Annotated in this window: 20 protein-coding genes and 1 tRNA gene; 12 read left to right on the plus strand and 9 right to left on the minus strand. The window is 65.8% G+C overall.

Going from position 1 to position 20266, the window contains the following annotated elements; all coding sequences use genetic code 11:
- Positions 1-453 precede the first annotated feature (453 nt).
- The 4 genes from V2L32_RS14635 (at position 454) to V2L32_RS14650 (ending at position 2956) form a co-directional block, all read left to right on the plus strand.
- Positions 454-576, plus strand: coding sequence for a hypothetical protein (locus tag V2L32_RS14635; protein WP_331233208.1), 123 nt, complete (start codon positions 454-456; stop codon positions 574-576).
- A gap of 229 nt (positions 577-805) precedes the next feature.
- Complete coding sequence (locus V2L32_RS14640) at positions 806-1129, plus strand: hypothetical protein (protein WP_331233209.1); 324 nt, start codon at positions 806-808, stop codon at positions 1127-1129.
- A gap of 252 nt (positions 1130-1381) precedes the next feature.
- Positions 1382-1657, plus strand: a complete 276-nt coding sequence (locus V2L32_RS14645) for a hypothetical protein (protein ID WP_331233210.1) — start codon at positions 1382-1384, stop codon at positions 1655-1657.
- Positions 1658-1951: 294 nt separating this feature from the next.
- Complete coding sequence (locus V2L32_RS14650; RefSeq protein WP_331233211.1) at positions 1952-2956, plus strand: WD40/YVTN/BNR-like repeat-containing protein; 1005 nt, start codon at positions 1952-1954, stop codon at positions 2954-2956.
- A gap of 377 nt (positions 2957-3333) precedes the next feature.
- Here V2L32_RS14650 and V2L32_RS14655 read toward each other — a convergent pair whose 3' ends face one another.
- From V2L32_RS14655 to V2L32_RS14680, 6 genes are all read right to left on the minus strand, one after another.
- Positions 3334-5184, minus strand: a complete 1851-nt coding sequence (locus tag V2L32_RS14655; RefSeq protein WP_331233212.1) for a M14 family metallopeptidase — start codon at positions 5182-5184, stop codon at positions 3334-3336.
- 125 nt (positions 5185-5309) lie between these two features.
- On the minus strand, positions 5310-5522 hold the full coding sequence (locus V2L32_RS14660) for a hypothetical protein (protein ID WP_331233214.1): 213 nt from the start codon (positions 5520-5522) through the stop codon (positions 5310-5312).
- Between the two features lie 62 nt (positions 5523-5584).
- Positions 5585-5983 (minus strand): hypothetical protein, encoded by a 399-nt coding sequence (locus V2L32_RS14665; RefSeq protein WP_331233216.1) that lies wholly within the window; start codon positions 5981-5983, stop codon positions 5585-5587.
- 138 nt (positions 5984-6121) lie between these two features.
- Entirely contained in the window at positions 6122-6316 is a 195-nt protein-coding gene (locus V2L32_RS14670) for a hypothetical protein (RefSeq protein ID WP_331233217.1), read from the minus strand.
- Between the two features lie 90 nt (positions 6317-6406).
- Positions 6407-6481 (minus strand) — tRNA-Glu (locus V2L32_RS14675).
- 54 nt (positions 6482-6535) lie between these two features.
- Positions 6536-8494: a 3-hydroxyacyl-CoA dehydrogenase/enoyl-CoA hydratase family protein gene (locus tag V2L32_RS14680; protein WP_331233218.1), complete on the minus strand. Its 1959-nt coding sequence runs from the start codon at positions 8492-8494 to the stop codon at positions 6536-6538.
- 115 nt (positions 8495-8609) lie between these two features.
- Here V2L32_RS14680 and V2L32_RS14685 point away from each other — a divergent pair, with 115 nt between their 5' ends.
- Positions 8610-9764, plus strand: a complete 1155-nt coding sequence (locus V2L32_RS14685; RefSeq protein ID WP_331233219.1) for an acyl-CoA dehydrogenase family protein — start codon at positions 8610-8612, stop codon at positions 9762-9764.
- 221 nt (positions 9765-9985) lie between these two features.
- On the opposite strand, the gene V2L32_RS14690 is transcribed toward V2L32_RS14685, so the two are convergent.
- Positions 9986-10576, minus strand: a complete 591-nt coding sequence (locus tag V2L32_RS14690; protein WP_409348379.1) for a DNA-3-methyladenine glycosylase family protein — start codon at positions 10574-10576, stop codon at positions 9986-9988.
- 137 nt (positions 10577-10713) lie between these two features.
- The gene (locus V2L32_RS14695) at positions 10714-12051 is read right to left on the minus strand and encodes a RimK family alpha-L-glutamate ligase (protein WP_331233221.1); all 1338 of its coding nucleotides are present in this window, start codon (positions 12049-12051) and stop codon (positions 10714-10716) included.
- 93 nt (positions 12052-12144) lie between these two features.
- On the opposite strand from V2L32_RS14695, the gene V2L32_RS14700 reads away from it, so the two are divergent.
- From V2L32_RS14700 to V2L32_RS14730, 7 genes are all read left to right on the plus strand, one after another.
- Complete coding sequence (locus tag V2L32_RS14700) at positions 12145-13176, plus strand: succinylglutamate desuccinylase/aspartoacylase family protein (RefSeq protein WP_331233222.1); 1032 nt, start codon at positions 12145-12147, stop codon at positions 13174-13176.
- Between the two features lie 53 nt (positions 13177-13229).
- Positions 13230-13622 (plus strand): succinate dehydrogenase, cytochrome b556 subunit, encoded by a 393-nt coding sequence (gene sdhC / locus V2L32_RS14705; protein ID WP_331233224.1) that lies wholly within the window; start codon positions 13230-13232, stop codon positions 13620-13622.
- Position 13623: 1 nt separating this feature from the next.
- Entirely contained in the window at positions 13624-13995 is a 372-nt protein-coding gene (locus tag V2L32_RS14710; RefSeq protein ID WP_331233226.1) for a succinate dehydrogenase, read from the plus strand.
- Between the two features lie 20 nt (positions 13996-14015).
- Positions 14016-14900: a succinate dehydrogenase/fumarate reductase iron-sulfur subunit gene (locus V2L32_RS14715; RefSeq protein WP_331233227.1), complete on the plus strand. Its 885-nt coding sequence runs from the start codon at positions 14016-14018 to the stop codon at positions 14898-14900.
- Between the two features lie 40 nt (positions 14901-14940).
- Complete coding sequence (locus V2L32_RS14720; protein WP_331233228.1) at positions 14941-16797, plus strand: FAD-binding protein; 1857 nt, start codon at positions 14941-14943, stop codon at positions 16795-16797.
- A 183-nt stretch (positions 16798-16980) separates the two neighbouring features.
- Complete coding sequence (locus V2L32_RS14725; RefSeq protein ID WP_331233229.1) at positions 16981-17796, plus strand: helix-turn-helix transcriptional regulator; 816 nt, start codon at positions 16981-16983, stop codon at positions 17794-17796.
- 73 nt (positions 17797-17869) lie between these two features.
- Positions 17870-18841, plus strand: a complete 972-nt coding sequence (locus tag V2L32_RS14730) for an acetamidase/formamidase family protein (protein ID WP_331233230.1) — start codon at positions 17870-17872, stop codon at positions 18839-18841.
- A 62-nt stretch (positions 18842-18903) separates the two neighbouring features.
- Here V2L32_RS14730 and V2L32_RS14735 read toward each other — a convergent pair whose 3' ends face one another.
- Complete coding sequence (locus tag V2L32_RS14735; protein ID WP_331233231.1) at positions 18904-20196, minus strand: 5'-deoxyadenosine deaminase; 1293 nt, start codon at positions 20194-20196, stop codon at positions 18904-18906.
- Positions 20197-20266 lie beyond the last annotated feature (70 nt).

The following is a 20266-nucleotide window of genomic DNA, read 5'->3' on the forward strand; positions in this document are numbered from 1 at the left end:
CGGTCGGGAGGGGGGTTCCACGCGATACCCGACGGACGGTCGTCCGGCGGCTTTTCCGTGACGCTTTTCGTGACGCATTTGTGTAAACGGGCAAGATACCGACCGAACGTCCAAAATATCTACAATTACATCCCTCGAATCACCATTGAACGCAAAGCTTTTTACCCGAATACTGATAGAGAGCGCTGGCGTGCGACGTTCCGCGGTCGGTCGTTGTCAACCATGCCTGGTCACTCGCACGCTCCTGTCACTCTGCCCACGGCGGCCCGATCCGGCTGCCGTCTTCTCCGCAGCCACCCCCCGACGGGAGTCAACGGCCCGTCTCCCTCGACCCGGGTCTCGAACCCCTGGATCGCTGTAACTGTATGCTCATTAAACGCACAGACATACACGTACAGAGATTATTCGATATGGAAGGAAGATTGATAGTGATCGGTGAAGTACCGACGTGCAATGGCGATAGCCCAACCCACCGACACGTACAGCTGTCCGAGATGCCACGGGAGACTCACGCCGGTACGCGAGTCGTGGAACTGTGAGGACTGCGGGTTCGCCCCCCGCCACGGCGCGGACTGAACCGACCACGAGAACCCGAGAGATCCGACCCCGATAGCGGGATCGGAGAGCGGATCGGTCGAGCTGACGATCGTTCAGCGAGACGAAAAGGAGATACGGGTCCGGACGAACCCGTCTGCTGCTCGGGGAACCAGTGGCGTTCGGCACGAGTCCCACGGAGTCCCACGAGCGTTCGTATCCATCGACCGGTCGCAACCATGATATACCGCGACCGATAGTACGATCCGTGATGTACCGACGGAGATACCTTCTCGGGATAGCAGCGACGGCGGCGCTCGCCGGCTGTAGCGACGACGAGCCCGACGGACCGGACGACGACCCGGAGGACCCCGACGACGGGGACGCCCCCACGGACGACGAGGACGACGCGCTCGACGACGGTGAGGATGCCGTCGACGACGCCGAGGAGGTCGACGACGACCCCGAAGAAGTCGAGGACGAGGAGACCGGCGAGGGGGAAGAAGAGGACGAGGACGAGGAACCCGCCCACGACGACCTCGAGGACGACGACCCCGACGACGAGGAGGAAGAAGAGGAAGACGACACGTACTGATAGGGATCGTCGTATGAGTTCGTAGTTCTTCGATTTCCGATCGAACGACGTCGGTGACACACGTACCCGAGATCGGGTCGGCTACGACGATCCCTACCAGATCGGTCGCGATCCCTCGGCTCTGAGAACGTGTCGCTCCACGAGTTCGAGACACCCGGCCGAACGGCGACGTGGTCCAGTACCGCACCACGTGATCCCGTTCTCGGTACCACCGCGACAGGGCTAAGTTCGGATATAGCTTCTAGGGAGACCGTGCCGATCGGACGTTCAGACTGGCGAGACGGTGTACGGCGAGAGTCCAGGTATCACCATATCCTGGAACTGCTGGAGACGAATCAGGACACGGCGTACTCGGCCAGGGAGATAACCGACCACATCAGTTTCACGACGAACGCGAAACGCTCGCTGATCAGGGACCGTCTCGCTCAGATCCTGGTCGCGAGTATGTTGGAGTATCTGGTGTACGACGGTGTGGTCGAGGTTCGTGAAACCCACGGAGAGAAACACTACTGCCTTGCGATCGAGTGATCACTGTTCTCGTTGTAGTCCGACCCTCTCGGAGAGCCGTCTCCGTAGCGCTCGTCGCTCTGGAGCGGCACCCGGACGGACCCCCGGTGATCTCTTGGTCACCGATCCGTTCGCAGGCGACGACCTCCTCGGCGCCGACGATCTCTCCGGATCAGTGACCGGGACGACGACACTGCATCCAAAATCCGAAGACGTCGCGACGTCCACCGGAACGAGGGAGTTAATAGCCCATCCCCTGTACCGGCTGCATGCGTTGCGGTAACACACCCGATTACGCCAGTAGGGAACCAGCCCATGGCGGGACGTAGCTTCCTGTCGACGACGTCGGACGGTGTCGCGCGACTGGTTGAGGGGGACGACTGGATCGTCGACGAACACCTCGGGGGAACCGACGTCTCCTCGCTGGCGACGGGGCCGGTCGGATCCGGTCTCGTCCTCGCGGGGACCGAGGGCAGCGGTGTCTTCCTGTCCCTGGACCGCGGTGGTGCCTGGGAGTTCCGTGGGCTTGACGGCGAGCACGTGATGGCCCTCGCGGTTACACCGAGCGATCCGAAGCGACTCTACGCGGGCGTCCGCCCGCCGGCCGTCTATCGATCCGACGACGGTGGTAACTCCTGGGTGGAATGTGCGTCGTTTCAGGAGGTCCGCGGGCGGCGCATCTGGCGCTCGCCGGCCTCGCCGCCGTTCACCGCCTACGTCAACGGGCTGGCGGTCTCGCCCGGCGATCCGGATCTCGTCGTCGCGGGCATCGAGTTCGGGGCCGTCGTCCGGAGCACCGACGGCGGCGAGACGTGGTCGAACCACCGGCGGAAGGCGATCCGGGACTGTCACGACCTGGTCTGGCACGCGACCGACGAGAGATGTGTCTACGAAGGCGGTGCCGGGGTTCCCCGTCGACCGGGTGCCCGGAGTACCGACGGCGGCGAGACCTGGCGGAAGCCCGGCGGCGGGCTCGACCGCGGCTACGGCGTGGCGGTCGCGGCCGACCCCGGCGACCCGAACGTCTGGTACGTCTCGGCGTCGACCTCCCCGTTCGCCGCCGAGAGCGACGAAGACCCGAAGGCCGCCGTGTTCCGTCACGAGGGCGGCGACGCCTGGGAGAAACTCGACGCGTTTCCCGCCGACCGGATGCCCTGGGCGCTCTGTACGGACCCCGGACTCCCGGATAACCTCTGGGCCGGACGGGCCGATGGCTCGATCGTCCACTCGGTGGACCGGGGGGAGAGCTGGCAAGCGCTCGAAGGGGCTCTCCCGGAGGTCGAGCCGGCGATGGTGATGCTCCCCCCGGAGCGAGTGTGACGTCGGTACGTCTTCGACCTGGTTTGCAGTGTAGTAATATACGAGGTGCAGTCACTACTCTCTCTCTCTCTCTCGGGACTGCACACTCGAACCGCCCCAGCGAGGAAACACTCGAAGAATGAAGGAACCCTGGACGCAAGATTCGTGATCGTTATGCCCGGCATAGCTGCGGGTGTCGCGGGGCTCGCCGTATTTCTGTCCCTGCACGACGTCTGGACCTTCCCATCCGGTTCGTCGCCCCGATCGGCCTCCTCGTCGCCGTCCATCTTGTTATCGACGTAGTGGTACGTCCCGTAGAGCACGCCGAACGTCAGCGGGACGATCGCTCGGTACAGCCGCTCGTTGTCGAGTATGTCCTGTAACATGGTTGTGGTCTTCTACCGCCAGCGCCCGATCGTCGGGGGAAGCGAGTGACCGACGTCGCCCATCACCTGCGCGACGACGGTGAGATGGCGCTGGCTCTGTGCGGTCCAGCCGCCGCCGTGGACGTAGGTCTCCGAGAGGAGTGCCGGGACATTGATGTCGTGACAGCGCGTCACGAGCATCCCTCGGTTACCCGCTCCACTCGGGGAGACGACGTTGCCCTCCGACCACGCTTCCCGACCGCTAAAGCCGTGATAGCTGTTCACGGCCTCGCACGCCGAACGGGCGAGCCGGCGGGAGTTCCCGCGTCCGTTCGGGAAGATGTTGCGCGCCGGTCCGTCGAGATGCCACGAGGCGTGGAGGTCGAGCAGGACGTCCGGCGACTCGTCCTCAACGCACGCGAAGATGCCCCGAGAGACGTCGGTCCATCCCTCGTTGTCGAGTTCGCGACGGCTCGGATCGCCTCCGAACGCCCGGTTGAGATCGGCCCCACACCCGTCGCGCGTCTCTCGACGGTCGTTGCACGTCCACGCCGGGTTGAGGACAACGAGCGTGCCGTTCCGCGGAGTCCACTCCTCGTCGACCATCCGCTCGGCGGCCCTCGCGGCGGAGCGCTCGTTGCCGTGGATGTTCGCGACGACCATCGTCTTCGGCCCGGACTCGCCGGAGTCGAAGACGTAGACCTCGCCTTCGGCGTCGCTCCCGAGGTCCTCGTTGATCCGGTAGCTCTCCCTATCTCTCGACGGGCTCGAGCCGCTCGATCCGCCGCCGGAGCCCGAGGAACCAGAACCAGAACCAGAGTCACCGCCGGACGATCCAGAGCCCGAGGAGGACTCGCTAAAATTCCCGATCGACCCCCCGTCGATCCGCCGACAGGTCGATGCCCGGACCGTGTTGTCACTCCCTCGATCCACGACCCGATCCCCGCTGTAGGGACGGAATGTGCATCGCTCGACGGACTGGTATTGCCCGCCGAGAACGATCGCGTGGTCCGTGCCGTTACCGAGGTCGTAGAAGTAGCAGTCGGTTATTGACGAACCGAACGACCGATCGAGCCTGACCTCGGCGTCCACGTCGCAGGACTCGTTGTTGGCCTCGATGTAACAGCCCTTCACGTCGATCATGCCGGAGTTCGAGGCCGTCCCACAGAGTCCGTGCAACTCGCTGTGCTGGAGCGTCCCCTGATAAAAGTCGACCGAGAACCCGCCGTCGAGCAGCATCCCGTGACCGCCAGCGAAGTTGACGTCCATCTTCGAGAACCGCGTCGAGTGAGCGGCGTTGTTGTGCGTGCTCGCGAGGTGGATACCGTGTGAGCCGGTCGACTCGATCTTGAGACCGCGGTAGTCGTGCGTGTTGATCGCGCCACTCCCGTCGGACTCGAGCAGCAGGCCGACGCCGTCCGTATCCCGGATCATCACGCGCTCCATCTCGCTGTAGCGCGCCCGCGAGACGAGGACGCCCGGGTCACCGCCCCGGATCCGGAGGTTGTTGATCCCCGCCCCGAGCGGCCGGACGGCTCCGTAGCAGTGATCGAACACGGGGCCGCTCGTCCCGCGGGCGTCGATCGTGCTCGCGTATCCTTGCCCTCGGATGCCGATCGCTCTGTCGTCGATCTCGATGGGAAACGAGTCATTTCGTGCGGAGTAGGTCGGCAGGACCATGATCTCGCCGCCCGCACTCTCCGCGCAGGCGTCGTAGGCGTTCTCCAGGCTGTCGTAGTCGCCACCGTCGCCGACGGTCGTGTACGCCGACTCGCCGCCCTGCCCCGGAGGTCCGCCCCCGAAGTCTATCTCCCCGAGCACGTCGTCCACGCGCTCGACGATCAATGCCTCTAACGCTTCGTCGTTGATTGATATGTCTATCATGGTATGGAATACTGCATCAACCGGTCGGCGTGGCGTGTGGTGCTCGCCCCGGTGGCTCATCGCTACCGGTCTTTATTCCGGATCGTTAGAGGAGAACCAGCCGCTCACAACTTCTTCAGGATTGATCAGTGCTTGAGCTCGGCTATCACTTCGAGGTTCTTCGCCTCGGTCCAGATCTCCAGCCCGTCCATCTGCCCCGAATCGCCGTTTCTGATGTTCTCGGCGGTCATCCCCCGTTGCGAGCCCCCCTGTACGCGCGCTGAGAACCGGTTCGGCGACGCCCATCCCGTCCAACTCGTGTCACTGTAAAGGTTGAAGGAGTCGAACTCGACCGTCATAATGCACCCCTCCCGAACGTCGTCGGCGACGGGCCGATGCGGCTGGAGGTGCGGACCCGCCATTAACCCTGACCTCCCTCGCCGTCGACGAGCTCCCACGCTGGGACGAGGTCCTCGCGTTCCATCCGCTCGAGGGCGTCGTCGAGAACCTGATCGGTCGCCGGGACGTGTGGGTTGTCGGTCGGCCCCTTCTCCGCGGCGATCCGAGCGGAGACGACCAGCAGGTCCGGGTCGGTCGTCGTCGAGGGAGCAGCACCGAACAGTGCCGTGAGATCTCGGTCGACCGTCTGTGCCGTGTTCGACGGTCCGGCGATCTTCCGCTTCTCGACCTTCCGTCCGTCGTTGATCTCGTCGTAGTCGGCGATGTGGCCGTCTCGATCGAGGTTCTGACGCCGGCGACCGAGCAGCGCTCCGACTCGTCGCTTCGTGACCTCAGCCTTCCGCTCGACTGTCTCAGACATCGTAGACCTCCTGGACTGGCGAGCGACGCCGGCACCGCGATCGCGAACACTTGAAGGCGGAGCCATCGCGATCGCCGGTCGAGAGGATCCGACCGCACGCGGGGCAGGTCGGGATCGTCCGCACGTAACGTTCGGCGCTCACGCCGACTCCTCCCGATCGGTGATCCGCTCGTAGGCGAGGACCTCCTCGCGTGCTTCGTGGAGGCGATCAGTCGCGAACGCGAGCGCACCCGCCGAAGCAGCGTTCTCCTCGGCGTCTCGGAGCTCCGCGTACTCCTCAACGAGCACGCCGAGAAGCAGGTCCGTGCGCTCGGCGGTGGAGATCGCCGTCACGCCGAGATCCCTCCCGTAGAGGGTCCGGAATCAGAACGCCAGGGTTGAGATTCTACACTTTTTACAGAAGAATGTGAACAAACGTAAGGATGCTCGCTGGGGGATTTGAACCCCCGTCATCGGCTCGAAAGGCCGATATGATTGGCCGGGCTACACCAAGCGAGCGTACGCACGGATCAGTTCTTGGCAGACGGGTTTAACCGTTCCGTTCCCGTCCGGTTACTTCCCCTCGAACTCCGGCTCCCGGTCGCTCTGGAACGCCGAGAGCCCCTCCCACATGTCGTCGGTGGTGAAGAGATGCCCGAAGGAGACCGACTCGACTTCGAGACCCGCGTCGGTGTCGTCGCGACCGGCGAGCATCGCACGCTTCGTGAACTTCTGGGCGATCGGCGGGCCGGCGGCGAGGTCGGCCGCGAACTCCTCGGCACGCTCGGAGAGCGCGTCGTTCTCGACCAGTTCGTTCACGAAACCGTAGGACTCCATCGTCTCGGCGTCGTAGTGCTCGGCGGTGAAGATGATCTCCTTCGCGCGACCCTCGCCGACGACGTGGCGCAGCCGCTGGGTGCCGCCCCAGCCCGGCAGCAGACCGAGGTCGTGCTCGGGCTGGCCGAAGGTGGATCGCTCGCTCGCGATCCGGAGGTCCGCACAGGTCGCGAGCTCCATCCCCCCGCCGAGACAGTAGCCGTCGATCGCGGCGAGCACCGGCATCGGGAGCTCCTCGAACCGTCCGAAAGCCTTCTGGCCGAGCCGAGAGAGTTCGGCCGCCTCGATCCCGGTTTCGGCCGCCTCGGTCGAGGCGTCGAAGCCCGCGGAGAACGCACGGTCGCCGGCACCGGTGAGGAGGATCGCCCTGACCTCGCGCGCTTCGAACTCGTCGATCGCGTGGTCGATCTCCTCGATCATCTCGGTCGTGATCGTGTTCATCCGGTGTGGGCGGTCGATCGTGAGCCGTGCGACGTCATCCTCGATATCGACGGCGATCGCCTCGTACTCGAAGCTCCCTCCGTCGTCGTCGCCCCCGTAGAACCCACCCTCCTCGGCGGCCTCGCGGAGGTACTCCGCGGGCTCGTACCGCTCGGCCCCGGTCTCTTCCTGGAGCGTCTCGAGCGTCTCGACCAGCGAGTCGAGCCCGTAGGAATCGGCCACCTTCGCCGGCCCCTCCGGCCAGCCGCCGCCGAGCGTCGTCGCCTCGTCGATCGCGCTCGCGTCGGCGACGTCGTTACCGATCAGTTTCGCGACCTCGTTGGCCATGACGGCCGTGAGGCGGGCCTCCACCTCCTCGCTCCCCTCGTCCGGGGGGATCTCCACGCCGTCACCGTCGTAGTCGTAAAAACCCTTTCCGCTCTTCTTCCCGAACTCCTCGGCCTCGACCTTCTCGACGAGCAGCGGACACGGCTCGTAGGCGTCGCCGAGCGTCTCGTGCATGTACTCGAGGACGTGGTAGCCGACGTCGATGCCGACCTGATCCGCGAGTTCGAAACTTCCCATCGGCTGACCCATGTCGTAGGTCACCGTGGAGTCGACCTCTTCGATCGTCGCGTCGTCCGAGTGGACGATCCAGGCCGCCTCGTTCATCAGGGGGACCAGCACGCGGTTGACGATGAAGCCGGGGCTGTCCTTGTGAACTCGTACCGGCGTCTTCCCGAACGCCTCTGCGAGCTCTTCGGTGAGTTCCAGGGTCTCCTCGGCGGTGTGCGCGCCCGAGATCACCTCGACGAGGTCCATTCGTACGGGTGGATTGAAGAAGTGCATCCCGCAGAACCGTTCGGGGCGCTCCGTGACCTCCGAGAGCTCGGTGATCGAGAGGCTCGAGGTGTTCGTCGTGAACACCGCATCCTCGGGGGCGTGGCGTTCGACCTCCCGGTAGACCTCCTTCTTGATCTCCATCTTCTCCGGCACCGCCTCGATGAGGAAGTCGGTTTCACTCACTGCCTCTTCGACCTCGACGACGGGCGTCACCCGCGAGAGGGCAGCCTCTGCCTCCTCCTCGCTGATCCGCTCGCGTTCGGCGAGCTTCCCGAGGCTCCACTCGATCCCCTCGTAGCCGTTCCGGACGAACTCCTCGTTGATGTCGCGCATCACGACGTCGTAGCCCGCGAGCGCCGCCACCTCGGCGATTCCGTGACCCATGTTACCCGCGCCGAGAACGGTTACGGTGTTGATCTCCTCGATATCCATACGCACCACTGTGGCAGGCAGCCAGTTCAACGTTTCCGTTGCCGTCGGAATAAACTCGAAGGAAGTTCATCTCGGGTTACGAACGTTTTTCACCGGGAGCGTGTTCTTCGCTCACATGGAGTTCGGACTCACCGAGGAGCAGGAGGCCGTCCGCGAGGAGATCAGGCGCTTCGCGGAGAACGAGATCGCGCCCGTCGCGAGCGAGCACGACGTCGCCGAGAGCTACCCCCAGGAGGTGATGGACGCCGCCGCGGAGATGGGGCTCACCGGCGCACACCTCCCGATGGAGTACGGGGGTGCCGGCTACGACCCCGTCGAGATGGCGATGATAACCGAAGATCTGTTCGCCGTCGACCCCGGCATCGCGCTCTGTATCACCTCCGCCGCGTTCGGCGCGGACGCGATCATGGAGTTCGGCACGGACGAGCAGAAAGAGCGGTATCTCGAACCGATCGCCACCGGGGAGGCGGTGATGGGCACGGCGATCAGCGAACCCGACACCGGTTCGGACGTCTCCTCGGTCTCGACGACCGCCGAGAAAGAGGACGACGAGTGGATCATCGACGGAAACAAGATGTGGATCACGAACGGTTCCGTGGGCGAGTACTTCGTCGTGATGTGTCTCACCGATCCGGAGGTCGAGGATCGCTACTCGGGGTTCTCACAGATCCTCGTCGAGTCGGATCGGGAGGGGTTTTCGGCCGAGAAGATCACCGGGAAGCTCGGGATCAGGGCCTCCGATACGGCCGAACTCCGCTTCGACGGCGTCCGGGTACCGGAGGAGAACCTGATCGGCACCCGCGGGATGGGATTCCTCCAGCTGATGCAGTTCTTCGACGAGACACGGACGATGGTCGCCGCACAGGGCGTCGGCATCGCGAAGGGCGCCTGCGAGCGTGCCCTCGAGTACGCCACCGAACGCGAGCAGTTCGGCCGCTCGATCTCGGAGTTCCAGGCGATCCAGCACAAGCTCGCGGAGATGCACACGGGGACGGAGGCGGCGCGCAACCTCACGTACAAGTCGGCGTGGGCGGTCGAGAACGAGGGCGGAGAGCTCACCGCGCTCGCCTCGATGGCCAAGGAGTTCGCCTCGCGGGTCGCCGTCGAAGTCGCCGACGAGGCGGTCCAGATCCACGGCGGGGCCGGCTACGTCAACGACTTCGACGTCGAACGTCTGTACAGAGACGCGAAGATCACCCAGATCTACGAGGGGACGACGGAGATCCAGAAAAACATCATCGCGCGCGAACTGCTCGGCAAGGGCTTCTGATAGGGAGTATCGTAGTCGACCGAAGATCTCGGAGTTCGAATCGTGATCATGGTCGTCGTCGCCACCGGCTTCGCCGTGATATTCGCGTGGTGGAGCGGGTTCGCCGAGGCGGGGGTCGGTGAGCCGGCGGAGTCCCCGATCCGTGGCTGACTCGTCGTCCTCTTCGTCCTGGTCGTCGCCTGGCGTCGGTTCGCGGCGATGGACGTGTCCCGAGGCGACCGTCACTCCGCTTCGTACTCCGCCCAGAGGTATCGCGTCGCCATCGACCGGTAGGGTCGCCACCGTTCGGCGATCTCGCACATCTCCGGGCGCGTGAGCTCCTCGCCGTTCCCGTAGAGCGCCGTGATCGCCCGACGGACCGCGAGGTCGCCGAGCGGGAGCACGTCCGGGCGTTCGAGGACGAACAGGAGGTACATCCGGGCGGTCCACTCCCCGATCCCCGTGATCTCGGTCAGGCGGTCGACGACCTCCTCGTCCGAGTACCCGGAGAGCCCCGTGCGGGTGTAGTCGTTCTCCCGGAAGGTCTCCGCTGCGTTGCGCACGTACGCGACCTTCTGACGCGAGAGTCCCGCCTCGCGGAGCGCCGACTCCTCGGCCGCCAGCACCGTCTCGGGGGTCACCTCGCCATCGAGCACCTCGAAGGTGCGCTCTCGCACCGCCGCCGCACTGGCCGTCGAGAGCTGCTGGTTGATGATCGAGATGCACAGACGCTCGTACTCGGTCCAGTCCGGCTCGCGATACGGGTCGTGGCGGTCGACGAGTTCGGCCATCACTGGGTCTCGACGCAGCACCGGGAGGGCCTCGTCCATCATCGGAGGGGGAGACGGGGCGAGCCGAAATAGGCGTCTCGATACCGACGTGGTCCCGGCCGGCGGGTGTCGACCTCCTTCTCAGAACGGCAGCGAGAGCGACAACCAGGACGAGGAGGACGACGGGAACGGCGACGGAGCTACTCCTCTTCGGTCTCCAGTTCGGCGTCCTGGCGGTCGGCCATCCGGCGGACGTCGACCCGGTAGTGTTTGAGGATGTCCCGGCCGAGCAGCAGCGGGTAGTCCATGTGGCTCCGGTCCTCGATGCTCGCGGTGACGGTGTGCTGGTTGCCGCCGACGCCGACGACGAGGTCGACGACGGGTCGGGACTTGCTCGACTTCATGCTCCCAGACCGCACCCGCGTGATCGACTTTATCGGTCCGGCGCCGATCTTCGCGGCGAGTCCGGTGTCGATGCTCGTCCGGCTCGCACCGGTGTCGGACTTCGCCAGGACCGTCTCGGAGCCGCTCGTCCCAGAGACCATCACCTCCTCGGTGTAGCCGATCGTGACGACCTCGTCCTGGGCCTCCTGGAAGGCCTGGGGGGCACACCGTGGCATCGAGTCGTCGAGCGTCGCCGAGAGGTCTCGCACGCGCTCGTCGTCGACCTGGCCGCCGACGCGCTCGATCGCGAGCTTCGCGATGTAGGGCGCCGGCGAGACCTGCGCGGCCTTGTAGAGCCCCCTGAACCCTGCCGTCGGGTTCACCTCGAGGACGAACCAGCCCTCGTCACCCTCGACGAGGTCGACGCCCGCGTAATCGAGGCCGACGATCTCCGCCGAGCGCGTCGCCATCTCGGCGACCGTCTCGGGGATGCGGTCGCTCGCGTTCTCGACGTCGCCACCGAGGTGGACGTTCGTTCGCCAGTCGTTCTCGGGAGCGTAGCGGTTCATCGCGCCGACGATCTCGTTGCCGACGACGTAGACCCGGAGGTCGCGGTGGCGCTCGCCGTCGCGCTCGATCAGCTTCTGGAGGAACGCCTGTCGGTTGCCGACCCGGGGGTTCACCTGCTCGCCCGCACCGACCTTCCAGGTGCCGCCGCCGTGGGTGCCGATCGCCGTCTTGTAGACGGCCTCCTCGCCGAACGCGTCACGGCCGTCGTTGAGCCGCCGGTTGTCGAGCGCGAGCAGCGCGTCGGGGACCTGCACCCCTTCGGCGGTGAGCGCGGTCGCGGTCGCGTACTTGTGGATCGCCGAGAGCACCGCGATCGGGTGGTTGAGGATCGGACGGACGTTCGCGAACGTCGCGGCGAGGCCGAGCTCCTCGGAGGGCGTCTCGGAGTTCGAGAGCAGCAGCCGGTTCGCGATCACGTCGACGTCGGGTTCGAGGAGGACCTCCCCGTCCCGGATCTCGATCGCGGTGTTCTCGTGTCTGAACCACTCCGCCTCGTGGCCGAGGTCCTCGACGGCGTTACAGATCGCTTTCGTCTCCTTGCTCTCGTGCAGGCTGAGCACGCCGACACGGACGGTATCGCTCATATACGCTATCGGACACACGGGGAGTCTAAAAGCGTTATCAGTGCGTCCGCACGTGCCGGATCGCATTTATAGCTCGGGGGCGGAGCCCGAGCCATGAGCGAGGAGACGACCGCCTTCACCTACCACGGTGGGACGGTCGGACCCGGCGAGACGGCCAACGTTCGGTACACGGTCAGCGAGACGTACCTCGGCGACCCGATCCGGATCCCCGTGACGATCATCAACGGCGAGCGGGCGGGGCCGACGGTCTGTCTGACGGCGGCGCTCCACGGTGACGAACTGAACGGCATCGAGGTGGTCCGCGCGGTCGCCCACGAGTGGGCTCACGACGACCTCCGGGGGACGATCGTCTGTCTCCCCGTCCTCAACGTCCCCGGCTTCCTCGCCCAGCAGCGCTACCTCCCGATCATCGACCGTGACCTCAACCGCTCGTTTCCCGGCATCGAGAGCGGGACGAGCGCGAGCCGGATGGCACATCGCATCTACACCAACTTCATCCAGCCGTGTGACTACGTCCTCGACTTCCACACCTCCACGCGCGGGCGGAACAACATGCTCCACGTGCGGGCGGACATGAGCGACGAACGCGTCGACCGCCTCGCGCGCGCGTTCGGCTCGAACGTCATCCTCGACAGCGAGGGGCCCGAGGGGACGCTCCGTCGGGAGGCGACCGAGGACGGAGTCGGTGCGATCACGATCGAGATGGGCGAGGCACATCGCTTCCAGAGAGACCTGATCAACGAGGCGCTCCACGGCGTCGAGAGCGTCTTCGCGGAGTACGGGATGCGGCCCTCGGAGGCGGTGCGCTGGCCCGGCTGGCGCACGATCATCCACGACGACCTGGAGAAGACCTGGCTGCGCGCGGATTCGGGTGGGATCGTCGACATGCACCACGACCGCGGCGCGCTCGTCCACGAGGGCGACGCGATCTGTACGATCACAAACCCCTTCATGACCGAAAAGGACGTCGTCGAGGCCCCCTTCACCGGCCTGCTCGTCGGCCTGCTGGAGAACCCGGTCGTCTTCCCGGGCAACCCGCTCTGTCACCTCGTCGAACTCGACGAGTCGACCAGACGGGTCGTCGAGTCGACCCAGTCGGGCGTCCAGCGCAACGGCGCGACCTGAGTTCGCTGGCTTAGTAACCTCTATACCGCGGGAGGCTAAGGGCAGAGTACAGCATGAGTCAGTCGTACAACCGTGGCCTCGTCGAGGACTTCGGCAGGTGGACGGAGTTCTCCGCCGGCATGTGGGCGTGGATCTTCCACAAGTTCACCGGCTGGGTCCTCGTCGGCTATCTGTTCACCCACATCGCCGTCCTCTCGACGGCGACGGTCGGTCCCGAAACGTACACCGCGACGATCCAGGGCTTAGAGAGCCTCTTCATCGTCCGTGTCCTCGAGGTCGGCCTCCTCGCGGTCGCGGTCTTCCACATCTTAAACGGCACCCGCCTGCTGCTGATCGACCTCGGGGTCGGACTGGACAGCCAGGACAAGAGCTTCTACGCCTCGCTCGTTCTCACCGGCGTGATCGCCGTCGCGAGCGTGCCGACGTTTCTCGCGGGGGTCTTCTAGCGTGTCCGAACACTACTCCTCGTTCGATCGGTCGGGAACGCTCTGGCTGCTCCAGCGGATCACCGCGGCGTTCCTGATCGTCGTCCTCGCCTTCCACTTCTTCCTGTTACACTTCGTGAGTCACGCCTCCGAGATCACCTTCGCCGGGAGCCAGTGGCGGATGCAATCGATCGGCTACTACTCGCTGATGGTCCTCTTTCTCGTCACCGCGACGTTCCACGGCGTCAACGGCGTCTACAACGCGATCGTCAACCAGGGGCTCACCGGCACGCCGCTTCGGGCCGTGAAGTGGCTGCTGATCCTCGCGAGCGCGCTGTTGATCGTCCAGGGGATCCGAACGGCGAACGCGATGGCGGGCATCCCGCTTTACTGATCGGAGACCAACCACCACCAATGAGCACACAGATCCAACGCACCGAGGAACCGGAGATCGAGACGGAAGACGAACCCGAGGCGGAAACGGAGTCGGCGGGCGACCGCCGCCGTCGGGAGAAGGTCGACCGCGAGACTGCCCTGCGGAAGGAGGCCGAGGAACGACTCGACGAGAGCGACGACGACGTCGTGATCAAGGTGTTCCGCTACGACCCCGAGGTCGAGGGGAAACAGGAGCCGCGCTTCGACGACTTCCGCGTGCCGATGGAGAAAGGCACCTCCGTGCTCGACGCGCTGATGTTCGCGCGCGATCACTACGACTCCTCGCTCACGTTCAGACACTCGTGTCGACAGGCGATCTGCGGCTCGGACGCCTTCTTCATCAACGGGCGGCAGAAACTCGGCTGCAAGACTCAGCTATCGGAGCTGGAAACGCCGATCCGGATCGAGCCGCTTCCCCACCAGGAGGTCGTAAAGGACCTCGTCGTGGAGATGGAACACTTCTACGAGCAGATGCACTCGGTCGAGCCGTACTTCCAGACGAACGACTTACCTACTGGTGAGCTCGAAGAACAGCGCCAGAGCCGGGAGAACAGGGAGAAGGTGAAGATGTCGACGCGCTGTATCTGGTGTGCGGCGTGTATGTCCTCGTGTAACATCGCGGCGGGCGACGAGAAGTACCTGGGACCGGCGGCGATCAACAAGGCCTACCGGTTCGCGATGGACGAACGCGAGGGCGAGGAGATGAAAGACCACAGGATGAGAGTCCTCGAACAGGAACACGGCGTCTGGCGGTGTCAGACGCAGTTCTCCTGTACCGTCGTCTGTCCGAAGGAGATCCCGCTCACCGAGCACATCCAGGAAGTGAAACGCGAGGCAGTGAAGCGAAACCTGAAGTTCTGGTGAGCGACGAACGACTGAAGTAACCACGACCTCAACGAAAATCATGTACGAACACGACGTTCTGGTGGTCGGCGCGGGGGGCGCCGGCCTTCGAGCCGCGATCGCCGCCCACGAGGAGGGCGCGGACGTGGCGATGGTGACGAAGCTCCACCCCGTGCGGAGCCACACCGGCGCCGCCGAGGGTGGCATCAACGCGGCGTTGCGCGACGGCGACGACTGGGAGCTGCACGCCTACGACACGATGAAGGGCTCGGACTATCTGGGTGACGCTCCCGCCATCGAGACGCTGGCGACGGACTCCCCCGAGGAGGTCGTCCAGCTCGAACACTGGGGGATGCCCTTCTCGCGCGAGGAGGACGGCCGGATGTCCCAGCGGCCGTTCGGCGGGCTCTCGTTCCCCCGGACGACGTACGCGGGTGCGGAGACGGGCCACCACCTGCTGCACACGCTCTACGAGCAGGTCGTCAAACGCGGGATCACGGTCTACGACGAGTGGTACGTGAGCCGACTCGCGGTGACCGACCACGACCGCCCCGAGGATCGGGTCTGTCACGGGCTGGTCGCCATCGACATCAAGAGCGGAGAGATCGAGGGGTTCCGGGCGCGAAACGGCGTCGTCCTCGCGACAGGCGGACCCGGACAGGTCTACGACCACACGACCAACGCCGTCTCCTGTACCGGCGACGGCCCCGCGATGGCCTACCGAGCGGGCGCACCGATGGAGGACATGGAGTTCATCCAGTTTCACCCGACGACGCTCCCCTCCACGGGTGTTCTCATCTCCGAGGGCGTCCGCGGGGAGGGCGGCGTCCTCTACAACGCGCTCGGCGAGCGGTTCATGTTCGAACGCGGCTACGCGAACAACGACGGCGAGCTCGCCTCCCGTGACGTCGTCTCGCGGGCCGAACTGACCGAGGTGAACGAGGGCCGCGGGGTCAACGACGAGTACGTCCACCTCGACATGCGGCATTTGGGTGCCGAACGGATCGTCGATCGACTCGAGAACATCCTCCACCTCGCGGCGGACTTCGAGGGCGTCGACGGGTTGGAGGAGCCGATGCCGGTGAAACCCGGCCAGCACTACGCGATGGGCGGCACCGAGACCGACGAGCACGGAGAGACCTGCATCTCGGGGCTCTACGCCGTCGGCGAGTGTGCCTGTGCGAGCGTCCACGGTGCGAACCGGCTGGGCGGGAACGCGCTGCCCGAACTCATCGTCTTCGGCAGGCGTGCCGGCCAGCACGCCGCCGGACGCGACCTCGGCGAGGCGAAGATCGGGACCGGGCAGGTCGGCGAGTACGAGGTCGGCGAGGTCGACACGCCGGTGACCCCCGGCGAGATCGGAACTCCCGAGGACGTCGTCGCCGACGGCGGCGAGTCGGCCCGGACCGACGGTGCGGGGGCGCTCGTTGAGGCGGGTCCGGTCCTCGAGAACGCCGTCGAGACCGAGCGCGAGCGCGTCGCACACCTGATGGGGCGCGACGAGGGCGTCCAGCAGGCCGAGATCCGCGAGATGCTCCAGAAGTCGATGACGCGGAACGTCAACGTCTTCCGGAACGAGGAGGGGCTCAAACAGGCGCTCCGAGACATCCGGACGGCCCGCGAACTCTACCGGGACGTCTACGTCGACGATCCCTCGCGCACGTTCAACACGGACCTGATCCAGACGATCGAGATGCGCAACCTGATCGACACGGCCGAAGCGATCACGCTCGGCGCGCTCGCCCGCGAAGAGTTCCGCGGCGCCCACTGGCGCCAGGAGTTCCAGGAGCGAGACGACGAGAACTGGCTCAAACACACGCTGCTCTCGTGGAACGACGGCACCCCAGAGGTCTGGTACCGCCCGGTCCACCTCGAGGGCAGGGAGAAGACCTACGAGCCGAAGATCAGGAGCTACTGAGCGGTCGGTCGACCCGGACTCCCTTCCCGAGTCGCTGCGTTCGGAGACGCCCACCGGGACCACGAGGAGACCGGCTTCGTTCGTCCCCACCCGATCCGTCAGTAACCGGCAACACCTAGGACGGATGGCAGTACCGGCCCGCACGTGTTATGTCGTGCGCTGGCGTACCACGATCGAACAGTCATGGCCCTACCGTTCGACGACATCGAGCCACCGCTCGAGGAGATTTCGTTCCTCGCTCGCTCGCCGAACCGACCCAGGGCGCTCGTGGCGCTCGGAGCGGGGCCGGTGGAACGACGGGACGTGGAGGACGAAACCGGGATCTCGAGAGCGACCCTCGCTCGCATCCTCGACGACTTCGAGGAGCGGGGGTGGGTGACCCGGAACGGCCGCCTGTACGAGCGAACGCCCGTCGGTGAGTACGTCGCCCGGGAGTTCACGGCACTCCTGGAACGTTTCGAACCGGTCCCTGCGCTCAACGGGGTAGCCGACTGGCTTCCCGAGGCGGGGTTCGACTTCGACCTCGGCCGTCTCGCCGGGGTGGAGGTCGTCCGGCCGAGCACGAGCGACGCCCTGGCGCCGACGACGCACATCACTCGGCGGCTCCGGGAGGCAGAGCGGGTCCGAACGGTCTCGTACGCCCACCTCCCCGACGTGATGGACGCCTGCTGGCGGGGAACGGTCGAGGGCTCTCTCGAACTCGAGAGCGTCCTCGATCGGGACGTGCTCGAACGGATCGGGACCGATCCACGAACGGCCGACCGGGCGCGCCAGATGGTCGACTCCGGACGGGCCGAGCTGTTCCTCTACCCGGGGACGATCCCGTTCACCGTGTTCGTCGTCGATGAGATCGTGCTGCTGTGTCTGTCTGGCGGCGAGGGCGCTCCACACGCGGTGATCGAAACCCGAGACCAGGGGGTTCGCTCGTGGGCGACGTCCACCATCGACGAGTACCGTCGCGAGGGGGACCGACTCGAAATGGGGTCGCTCACGGGCTGAGAGCCGCTCGCGGTGCGGGAGGTTCCCGGCGCGCGTCTACATCAGGCCGGAGCGCCTCCCTCCGGGTGGCCTCATGAGCATCACGTCATCGAACGTTCGGGCGGATCACACGGTACCGAAACGGGACGGCAACGTCCACTCGGACTGGAACAAGGGTCGGGAGCCCGCGCTCGTCGTCGACCCCGGCGACGTGGTACGGGTGGAGTGCCGGGAGCCGTTGAACGACCAGATCACGCCCGAGAGCGGCGTCGAGGACCTCCTGGCGGTCGACATGGATCGCGTTCACGCACTGACGGGGCCGATCTCGGTCGAGGGGGCGGCGCCGGGCGACGTGCTGAAAGTCGAACTGCTGGAGATAACCCACGAGGGATGGGGCTGGACGGGGTTCTTCCCCGGGGAATCGGGAATCGGGCTCCTTCCGGAGAGGTTCCCGGAGCCCGATCTGTACGTCTGGGACCTGCACGAAGACACCGGGGTCTTCAGACACGGGATAGAACTGCCGTTGGCCCCGTTTCCGGGCGTCGTCGGCGTCGCTCCGGCAGAGGTCGGACCGCACTCGACGATCCCCTCGCGATCGGTCGGCGGGAACCTCGACGTAAAGCACCTGACCGAGGGCTCGACCGTCTACCTCCCCGTCGAGGTCGAGGGAGGACTGTTGAGCATCGGCGACTGTCACGCCGCACAGGGCGACGGGGAGGTGTGTTCGACGGGTATTGAGGCACCGATGGACGTCACGGTTCGGGTGAGCGTCGAGCGGGGCAGACGGATCCGACAGCCCCAGTTCGAATCGACCGGGCCGTTCGCTCCCGGGGGAGCGGACGAACCGATGTACGCGACGGCCGGGGTGAGCGACGACCTGATGGACGCCGCGAAGAGGGCCGTCTGGCACATGATCGAGTACCTCTCCGACGAGCACGGGCTCTCGAAGGCCGACGCGTACCTCCTGAGTTCGGTGGGTGTCGATCTGAAGATCAACGAACTGGTCGACAGGCCGAACTGGGTGGTCTCGGCGTACGTCTCCGAAGGGCTGTTCGGGGAGGGGTGAGGACGGCGACGAAGCGCACAGCGGTATCGGAGATAGCCAGCCAGAGGACGAGGATCCCCGAGCTACCCGAACGATTGGGCGATCCGTCGTGCCTTCTCCACGATCTCTTCGCTATCGACCGTCAGGTGCACGTCCTCCTCGTAGAGTACCCGCCCGTCGACCATCGAGAACCGGACGTCGTCGCCGCGAGCCGCGTAGACGAGGTGCGAGTGGACGTCGTGGATCGGTGTCGATCGGGCTCTCTCCGTTCCGAGCCCGATCACGTCCGCCTTTTCGCCCTCTCGAAGCCTGCCGACGTCGTCGAACCCGGCGGCCCGTGCACCGGTTTCGGTCGCCATCTCGAAGACAGTTCGCGCGGGGAGCGAGGTCGGATCGAACGATCGGCTCTTCGCGAGCAGGCTCGCCTCCCGCATCTCGGTGAACGGGTCGAGCGTGTTGTTACACGGCGGGCCGTCGTTGCCGAGCGCGACGGGGATCCCTCGACCCAAGTACTCCTCGACCGGCGCGACGCCGCTCGCGAGCTTCATGTTCGCGGAGGGACAGTGGACGACGTTCGTTCCCGTCTCGGCGAGGATCTCTCGCTCCGACTCGTCGGTGTGGACGCAGTGGGCGAGCAGGACGTCCTCGCCGGTGAGGCCGACCTCGTCGAGCCACTCGACGTTCCGCATTCCAGTCTCGGTCGCGACCCGGTCGACCTCGGATCGGTTCTCGCTCGCGTGGGTGTGGAGCCTGACACCGTACTCGTCGGCGAGGTCGCGGGCGCCACGCAGACACTCCTCCGAACAGGTGACGGCGAAGCGAGGGGTGACGGCGTAGCGTATCCTGTCGGAGAACGCGCCGTGGTAGCGTCGGATGAGTCGCTCGCTCTCTCGCAGACCCTCCTCCGTGTTCTCCAGGAGCCCCTCCGGCGAGTCCCGGTCCATCAGCACTTTCCCGAGCAGACCCCTGATCCCGACCTCGCCGGCGGCCTCGAACGCCTCCTCGGCGTGGTTCACCGAGAGGTGGTCGACGCAGCTCGTCACGCCGCTCTCGATCAGTTCGAGGTAGCCGAGCGTCGCCGCGACCCTCGTCGCCTCGGCGTCCATTTCCGCCTCCATCGGGAGGACGTGCTCGAAGAGCCAGGTGAGCAGCGAGGTATCGTCGGCCATCCCGCGCCCGAGGCTCTGAACCGTGTGGACGTGTGCGTTGACGAGCCCCGGGAGCACGAGGTCGAACGTCCGGCGCTCGTGATCCGGGTATCGATCCAGCAGTTCCTCCGCGTCCCCGACGGCCGCGATGCGGTCGTCCCGGGTGACGACTGCACCGTCCTCTACGACCGTCGCCGAGTCCGCGACGACGGTCCCTCGGATAAGCATACCCTCTCTGTCCGGCGCGCGGACAAAACCCTCACGTATCCGACCGACGGATTTTTTCGTTGCACGGCCG

The sequence above is a fragment of the Halalkalicoccus sp. CGA53 genome, from assembly GCF_036429475.1.
GTDB lineage: Archaea > Halobacteriota > Halobacteria > Halobacteriales > Halalkalicoccaceae > Natronorarus > Natronorarus salvus.